Genomic DNA, 8,678 nt, shown 5'->3' on the forward strand with positions numbered 1-8,678 from the left:
CAAGTTCCTAAAAGCACTATTATTATGAATTGATTTTAGGAACTATTTTCTAATCTAAAACAACAAGGACCTTACGGATATCCACTACTTTTAGACATTCATTTTAAAAAGGTTACACAGTTTCTAAAATTCTTAAGAAATTATCATTGTACACTCCGTTTTTCACAAAATAGATATCACATTTTTAAAAGTAGTTTTTTTATAGAAGTAAACTACCTCGGGGCAAGGATACGAGGCATGTATTGAAAAAAAAAACATTTTGATTTCGAGGCAAGCCTCCTTTAAATCTCAATCATCGAGTAAAAAAAGTAAGCTTAGTAATTAGCTATGCTCTATTTGCAGAAACAGTCTCACCTCAAACAATCACCACTACCCCACCTACACATACTATTAACTTCACATCATCTTTTGGCAAGTCGCGAAGCTGCAAGTTAATTGAACATCACTTACATAACACATCGATACCATAACGAAACCTTCTACACGTAATGCAAGACTAATAAACCTCATACCAAATATACACTTATGACTATCACAAAGAAAAACTATATATGACATAAAGAAACAAGGCAATCTATGGAGTCTATTATTCTATACTAAAAAAGAATTCAGATTGGTAGTTAGATTTTTTAACACGTCTCAAAGTAGGGTAAAATCCTCATAACTTGTCTTAATACACGTAAAGAATATACAATTCTTAATTTAACTCTTAAAACCAAAACCATTATGAAAAATTTATTTTTAAAAAGCACAAAACTCTTCTCTTAGCAATTATACTATCCAGTGTAAGCTGTTCCAAGGAAAATGATGAAGCTGAACGTTTACGCTTTTTATAATCATAGATATCAAATCTTATTTCAATAGGAAAAACCCAAAAATAAAAACAAGTGATCAAAGTCTTAACTTGCTTCAACAACTATTAAACATAGAAATCATTATTGGCACACGTAATATAGTTTTGAACTAAAAAAGGCATACCCAATCCATCTTAACAACAATTACATCTTTAAGAAAATCATGTCTTTTACAAAATACACTTTATAAAACTAAGCTAGCATTAACACTTCTATTATACAATTCAAACTTTATAATACGTTCTCGGTCTAAAATCGCCCTTTTTTTTAAGTTTATTCTTTTTTCGTTGACACTTCAACATAAATTAGCCATCCTCCGTTTTTTCAAAACCATCAATTTTAATGATAAGAACGAAATATATCACACTGACTACAAGCACCTTATAAGTTACCTCCTTTTCAAGAACCTAAACTTCAAATATCCGAAAACATTAGTGAAATCAATAGCTAACGAACTTTATCATTAAAGTTCGGGGATATCTAATTCAACATAAAAAGAAAACCTAATTTATTCACTATGTTTAATTTTCTTTTTGTCTAAACAAAAAATGAGGGGTTAATATTTGAGTATTTTAAAACCAGAAATGATACGATTTATAACTAAAAATTTCGCATATTCATCGTTTCTTTTTCCTTTCTACTTCGTTTAAAAAATAATTCAATGAATTTATACGAATTTTTTAATCACAAATCGTATGACACGAGAAGAAGGGTAATTAATATATACATATAGTAGGGATTAAAGACCCAGTGATAATAAACTCATCTTGAGTAGTAGTTTTCAACCGAAAAGCTTGGCTTTTATAGGTAAAAGCAGTACTCAAGATGAGTTCAATAAGTAAAAAGAGTCGGCATAAGATGAATTACCCCTGAAGATTAACAATAAAAACAGCTATGTAGAGTTCCAAAAGTTCTAAACATTGATTTAGCAGATTAATACTCATTTGTTGCAATTGTTATGTGAAGTAATTTCTTGTTTTTCTTTTTTTAAATACTGTTTTTCGACTTTTTTCAGGTTAAAAAAGTAAGTTTTTCAACAGATGGTTTTGCCGTAATGTTTGTGCTTTTTAATTTTAATTTATGAATGTTAAAAAACCTTGTCAACAAGTGGAAAACAGGTAGTTTTAAGAGTTGCTAACATTGATGTTCATATCTTTTTTTAAATCATAATCATCTATTAATCAGTGAATTAAAAGCTTTGTGCTAAAACCCTGACTTTTGCTGTTAATTCCCTTCATGTTGAAAACTTTGTTGAAAACGTTTCCTAATTTTTAGTGAAACTTTTAGCGCATTTTTTGATCTTTGTTAGTCCATAGTGGGAAGATAAAAACTAAAAAAAGTTAAAAGAAAAAAAGATGAATGAAGTAGAACCAATCTTACAAGAAAACAAAGATAGATTTGTAATTTTCCCTATAAAACATCATGATATTTGGGATTGGTATAAGAAATCAGAAGCTAGTTTTTGGACTGCAGAAGAAATCGATTTGCATCAGGATATTACAGATTGGTCCACAAAACTAACAAATGATGAGCGTTACTTTATCAAACATATTTTAGCATTTTTTGCTGCTTCTGATGGCATTGTTAATGAAAACCTGGCAGAGAACTTTGTGAATGAAGTTCAATATAGTGAAGCAAAATTCTTTTATGGTTTTCAAATTATGATGGAGAATATACATTCTGAAACATATTCTTTACTGATAGACACCTATGTAAAAGATGAGAAAGAGAAAGATATTTTGTTTAGAGCTCTTGAAAATTTTCCTGCGATTAAGAAAAAGGCAGATTGGGCACTACAATGGATTGAATCTGATTCTTTTGCAGAACGATTAATAGCTTTTGCTGCGGTAGAAGGGATTTTCTTTTCAGGAGCGTTTTGTTCTATATTTTGGCTTAAGAAAAGAGGTTTAATGCCCGGGCTTACATTTTCTAATGAATTAATATCGAGAGATGAAGGTGTGCATTGTGATTTTGCCGTACATCTGCATAACAAACATTTAGTTAATAAGGTTCCTAAAGATAGAATTAGAAGTATCATTGTAGATGCACTTAATATAGAAAGAGAATTTATTACAGAATCATTACCTGTAAGTTTAATAGGAATGAACTCTAAATTGATGACTCAATATTTAGAATTTGTTACAGACAGGTTGTTAATGGAGCTGGATTGTGAAAAGGAATATGGAACCGCCAATCCATTTGATTTTATGGATATGATTTCATTACAGGGGAAAACTAATTTCTTTGAGAAAAGAGTTTCAGAATACCAAAAAGCAGGAGTCCTTAATAAGGACACTGATGAAAATAAAATAAGTTTTGATGCAGATTTTTAATCTTAAAATTTTGCATTAGTATTATAAAATATTCATTCTGAGCTGATCCAAAAACATTACTTCTGTTTGATAAACGATTAGCTCAGTTTGATAAAATTTTGCGATAAGCAAAAAGGGGAGAAGTCAATAATTATATTTTACTTATAGAAATACTCTGATATATACGATTCAGAGGTTCTTTTTAGCGTCTGGTCTCAAAATGAGGTCATTTATATACTATTGATGTAGATAAACAATAAGAGTAGTAAGCAAATTAACATAACATTCTTCAAGAAGAAGAAGTATTAAAAACCAAAAAACGTATGTATGTAGTAAAAAGAGACGGTCATAAGGAACCAATTATGTTTGATAAGATTACCGCAAGGGTAAGGAAATTATGTTATGGATTAAACGCTTTAGTAGATCCAGTGAAGGTAGCAATGCGTGTAATAGAAGGTTTATATGATGGTGTCACTACAAGTGAACTAGATAATCTGGCTGCAGAAATCGCTGCAACTATGACAATTGCACATCCTGATTATGCTAAGTTGGCAGCTCGAATTTCTGTTTCTAATTTGCATAAAAATACAAAAAAGACATTTTCTGAAGTAGTTACGGATTTATATCAATACGTAAACCCCAGAACAGAGAAAGAGGCACCTTTGATAGCCGATGATGTGTATGAAGTAATTATGGCTAATAAAGAAAAGCTGGATTCTACTATTATTTACAATCGTGATTTTGGATATGATTATTTTGGTTTTAAAACATTAGAGCGTTCTTATTTGTTAAAAATTAATGGCAAGATAGCAGAACGCCCACAGCATATGTTGATGAGAGTTTCTATTGGGATTCATCTTAATGATCTTGATGCAGCCATAGAGACATATGAGCTAATGTCAAAAAAATATTTTACACACGCTACCCCTACTTTATTTAACTCGGGGACACCAAAGCCGCAAATGTCATCTTGTTTTCTTCTTGCAATGCAAGAAGATAGTATTGATGGGATCTATGATACACTAAAGCAAACTGCTAAAATTTCGCAATCTGCAGGCGGTATAGGATTATCAATTCATAACGTACGGGCAACTGGTTCATATATTGCAGGGACTAATGGCACATCTAATGGTATAGTTCCTATGCTACAGGTGTTTAATGACACAGCACGTTACGTAGATCAGGGAGGAGGCAAACGTAAAGGATCTTTTGCAATATATGTAGAACCATGGCATGCTGATATTTTTGACTTTTTAGATCTTAAAAAGAATCACGGTAAAGAAGAAATGCGTGCACGAGACTTGTTCTATGCGATGTGGATTCCGGATTTATTTATGAAACGAGTACAAGATGATGCAGAATGGACATTGATGTGTCCTAACGAATGTCCGGGCTTGTTTGATATTCATAGTGATGAATTCGAAAAAGAATATCTTCGTTTTGAGGCGGCAGGAAAAGGACGCAGAACTATAAAAGCAAGAGAGTTATGGGAAAAAATTCTGGAATCTCAGATTGAGACTGGTACACCATATATGTTGTATAAAGATGCAGCAAATCGTAAATCAAACCAACAAAATCTCGGTACGATTCGTTCTTCTAACTTATGTACAGAGATTATGGAGTATACAAGCCCTGATGAAATAGCTGTATGTAACCTGGCATCTATCGCTTTACCAATGTTTGTAAAAAATGGAGAATTTGACCATAAAGAACTATTTAGAATCACAAAGCGCGTAACTAAAAACCTTAATAGAGTTATAGATCGTAATTATTATCCCGTAAAAGAAGCAGAGAATTCTAATATACGCCATCGCCCAGTTGGATTAGGAGTACAAGGATTGGCAGATGCATTTATTATGTTACGTATGCCTTTTACAAGTGATGAAGCTAAGAAATTAAACCAAGAGATTTTTGAGACATTGTACTTTGCCGCTGTTACAGCATCTATGGAAGAAGCAAAAGATGATGGTGCATATCAAACATATGAAGGGTCTCCAATTTCCAGAGGAGAATTCCAATATAACTTATGGGGTATTAAAGATGAAGAATTAAGTGGACGTTGGAACTGGGATGGACTTCGTAAAAAAGTTTTAAAACACGGAGTTCGTAATTCTTTATTAGTAGCGCCAATGCCGACAGCTTCTACTTCTCAGATATTAGGTAACAATGAAGCTTTTGAACCATACACAAGTAATATATATACCAGAAGAGTATTGTCTGGAGAATTTATTGTAGTGAATAAGCATTTATTAGAAGATCTTGTAAAACTGAATTTATGGAGTGATGATCTTAAAGATGCAATTATGCGTGCCAATGGATCCGTACAGGATATAGATATTATCCCTCAGGAGCTCAAAGATCTTTATAAAACCGTTTGGGAGTTGAGCATGAAAGATATAATTGATATGTCTCGTCATAGAGGATATTTTATTGATCAGTCGCAGTCATTAAATTTATTTATGGAAGGTGCTACGATGGCCAAATTAACTTCTATGCACTTCTATGCCTGGAAGAGCGGATTAAAAACAGGAATGTATTACTTAAGAACAAAATCAGCTGTAGATGCTATTAAGTTTACATTAAAGAATGAAAAGAAAGAAGCGCCACAACCAGAAAAAGTGGCAGTGGCGGCAGCGCAGATGATGGAAGCACAGGCAGCAATCAAACCGCAACCCGAAGCTGTAAAACAAGTTGCGGTAGAAGATTCTGCACTAACTCCAGAAGAACTTCGTGCGATTATTGCACAATCAAAAGAAGCTGAAGGAGATGATTGTTTAATGTGTGGGTCTTAAATAGACCATTTATATAGGGTAAAAGGGAAGTTTTCTAAAAAAGAGACTTCCCTTTTTTATTTCGTTAGTATGGATATTTCTATTATAGGGATCTATAAGATATATACAATACTTTGTGGTTAGGGAGGATAATTCATTTCGTACATGATTTGATAGTGTTATCTTTGGGTCATTATTAAGATAGTAGATTGATAGATTTCTAATTTTATGATGAACTGGGAACAACTCTTGTCGCTAAGAAGACAAGGAGATACAAATAAAAGATTAAGAAAAGAACAAGATGAAACCCGATTGGGCTTTGAAGTAGATTATGATAGAATTATTTTCTCATCAGCCTTTAGAAGTTTACAAGATAAAACACAGGTAATACCCTTGTCCAAAACTAGTTTTGTGCATACAAGGCTTACACATAGTTTAGAGGTATCAGTAGTAGGACGCTCACTAGGAAGAGTCGTAGGAAAAAGAGTGCTGGAAAAACATCCACACCTTTCTACAATTCATGGATATCGGTTTAATGATTTTGGTGCAATTGTTGCCGCTGCATCTTTATCACACGACATCGGTAACCCACCATTTGGACACTCAGGAGAAAAAGCAATAGGAGAATATTTTGCTACAGGCAAGGGCAAGAAATACAAAGACTCCCTGACCCCAAAACAGTATCAGGACCTTATAGATTTTGAGGGGAACGCCAATGGATTTAAAATTCTTACAGAATCCAGAAAAGGTATAGAAGGAGGGTTACGATTATCATATGCAACATTAGGTGCTTTTATGAAGTATCCTAAAGGGTCATTGCCTAAAAAGCCTACAAATCACATTGCGCATAAGAAATTTGGTTATTTCCAGAATGAAAGCGCTTTTTTTACAGAAGTAGCCCAAGAGGTGGGACTAATAGCAAGACAAATAGAAAATGAAATTACATATAGCAGACACCCACTAGCCTTTTTAGTAGAAGCAGCAGATGATATTTGCTATACCATCATAGATTTTGAAGATGGAATTAACTTAGGATTAATAGAAGAAGAATATGCGCTGGAGTATTTGATCAATTTAGTTAAAACTACCATTAATACATCCAAGTATAATAGCTTGATCACGACTGCAGACCGCCTCAGCTATCTAAGAGCATTGGCGATTAACACCTTAATTCAGGAAGCTGCAAGTATGTTTATAAAATATGAATCCGAAATATTAGCAGGAACATTTGATACTGCTTTGATTGATAAAAGCAGATATCAGGCACAAATAAATGATATCATAAAGATTAGTATTGCCAAAATATATCAGAGTCAGGAAGTGGTAGAAAAAGAAATTGCAGGTTATGAGATTTTAGCGACTTTGTTAGATAGATATTGTACAGCAATGGATCGTTTTAATTTGAGACAAGCTTCTAATTATGATACACTTATTCTAAAAGCAGAAGGTAATAATTTTGACTACAAAAATGATGATCTATATTCCAGGCTAATTAGTATTAGTAATTATGTAGCGAGTCTCACAGATGGAAATGCATTATTAAAGTTCCAGAAAATACGCGGTTTGCAAGTTTAGAAAAAAGTTCTGTACTATCTTAGTAAATAATGAATATCAAAACATGCGCTAATAGTGTGAAAATAGTCCATTTCTAGAATGTAATATAGCCTTGATATTCATATCCAGTTCTCAGATGATATTACTGTCAACTGAATTGAATTATTTTTGATTCAGATAAGAAAGAAAAATTAAGGATAGCAGCACTATCGATATATTATAATTTCAAATATGGAACAAAAAGAAATAATTTTAGCAGGCAACATCATCTGAGAATTGACATTATTAGAAAAAAAAATTCAATGTAGAGGCTAAGCCATGGAGCATCTAAATCTCGATTAGCGGGTATAGTTAGATTTTTTTCAGTGTTGATATCGATGCTTCCTTTATAGTTTCTCCATTTTCCTGATACGTAATTATGTTAGTAATTTTCATAGTTTCATTAGTTAAACTTGATATCTCATATTCGGTATTATCGATTGAAGGAATTAATAAAAATTTCTTCCCAGATAATTTCCATTCATAACTTAATACCACAGGGTTACAAGTTTCATTATCATCATCGTGCCCGGTGATATTTGCAGTTTTTTCTCCATTTTCAGTACTCATGAGTTCAATGGTATCCATTTTATCACATTCACTGAGTTCTTGAGATACACCATTTTCCTGAAAATTTGTGAATTGCCATTTACCCACAAGATTAGTCTCTGTAATTTCGATTTCTGATATGGTAGTATCATCATCATTAGAACAAGACCATAACGTAATAATTGATACTAAAATTAAAAGTGAATTTAGCTTTTGCATATATTGTTTATTTAAAAAGTTGAGCTGCAAAATTAAGTAACCATTCTTAGAGAAATATCCCTGAAAACAGTGATTATGAATCTTCATAAAACAATAAGAAATCAGTATAGAAACCAACGCATTGTCAGGAGTCATTTAATGAACTCATCCTGAGTAATGCTTTAGCATGCAAAATGTAAATTTTGCATGCTAATTTTGTTGTTTTTTTTAACCACAGCTATGGCTATGCCGAAAAAAAACTACTTCATTATAGTCAGGGCAAACTCAAGCTTTGTTAATTTTGTTAAATTATGATCTATTTAATTTAGTATCATGTCCTTACATTTAGGACTTTTATCAAATAGTCTTGATCCCAAGCTGCTTTGAGTCTTTTTCCTTTG

4 protein-coding genes are annotated in these 8,678 nt (G+C 32.4%); 3 read left to right on the top strand and 1 reads right to left on the bottom strand.

Going from position 1 to position 8,678, the window contains the following annotated elements; genetic code table 11:
- Positions 1-2,209: 2,209 nt before the first annotated feature.
- From F0000_RS10260 to dgt, 3 genes are all read left to right on the top strand, one after another.
- On the top strand, positions 2,210-3,187 hold the full coding sequence (locus F0000_RS10260; RefSeq protein WP_149624635.1) for a ribonucleotide-diphosphate reductase subunit beta: 978 nt from the start codon (positions 2,210-2,212) through the stop codon (positions 3,185-3,187).
- A gap of 302 nt (positions 3,188-3,489) precedes the next feature.
- Positions 3,490-5,958, top strand: a complete 2,469-nt coding sequence (locus tag F0000_RS10265; RefSeq protein ID WP_149624636.1) for a ribonucleoside-diphosphate reductase subunit alpha — start codon at positions 3,490-3,492, stop codon at positions 5,956-5,958.
- Between the two features lie 210 nt (positions 5,959-6,168).
- Positions 6,169-7,512 (top strand): dGTP triphosphohydrolase, encoded by a 1,344-nt coding sequence (gene dgt / locus F0000_RS10270; RefSeq protein ID WP_149624639.1) that lies wholly within the window; start codon positions 6,169-6,171, stop codon positions 7,510-7,512.
- A gap of 330 nt (positions 7,513-7,842) precedes the next feature.
- Here the strand turns inward: dgt and F0000_RS10275 are convergent, their stop codons facing one another.
- The gene (locus F0000_RS10275) at positions 7,843-8,298 is read right to left on the bottom strand and encodes a lipocalin family protein (RefSeq protein ID WP_188112084.1); all 456 of its coding nucleotides are present in this window, start codon (positions 8,296-8,298) and stop codon (positions 7,843-7,845) included.
- Positions 8,299-8,678 lie beyond the last annotated feature (380 nt).

It is taken from the genome of Aquimarina sp. RZ0, from assembly GCF_008370685.1.
Taxonomy (GTDB): Bacteria; Bacteroidota; Bacteroidia; order Flavobacteriales; family Flavobacteriaceae; genus Aquimarina.

What these genes read in the sequence shown, in the direction of transcription:
- dgt (WP_149624639.1), top strand. Translation starts at nt 6,169, where the DNA reads ATGAACTGGGAACAACTCTTGTCGCTAAGAAGACAAGGAGATACAAAT.
- F0000_RS10265 (WP_149624636.1), top strand. Translation starts at nt 3,490, where the DNA reads ATGTATGTAGTAAAAAGAGACGGTCATAAGGAACCAATTATGTTTGAT.
- F0000_RS10260 (WP_149624635.1), top strand. Translation starts at nt 2,210, where the DNA reads ATGAATGAAGTAGAACCAATCTTACAAGAAAACAAAGATAGATTTGTA.
- F0000_RS10275 (WP_188112084.1), bottom strand. Translation starts at nt 8,298, where the DNA reads ATGCAAAAGCTAAATTCACTTTTAATTTTAGTATCAATTATTACGTTA.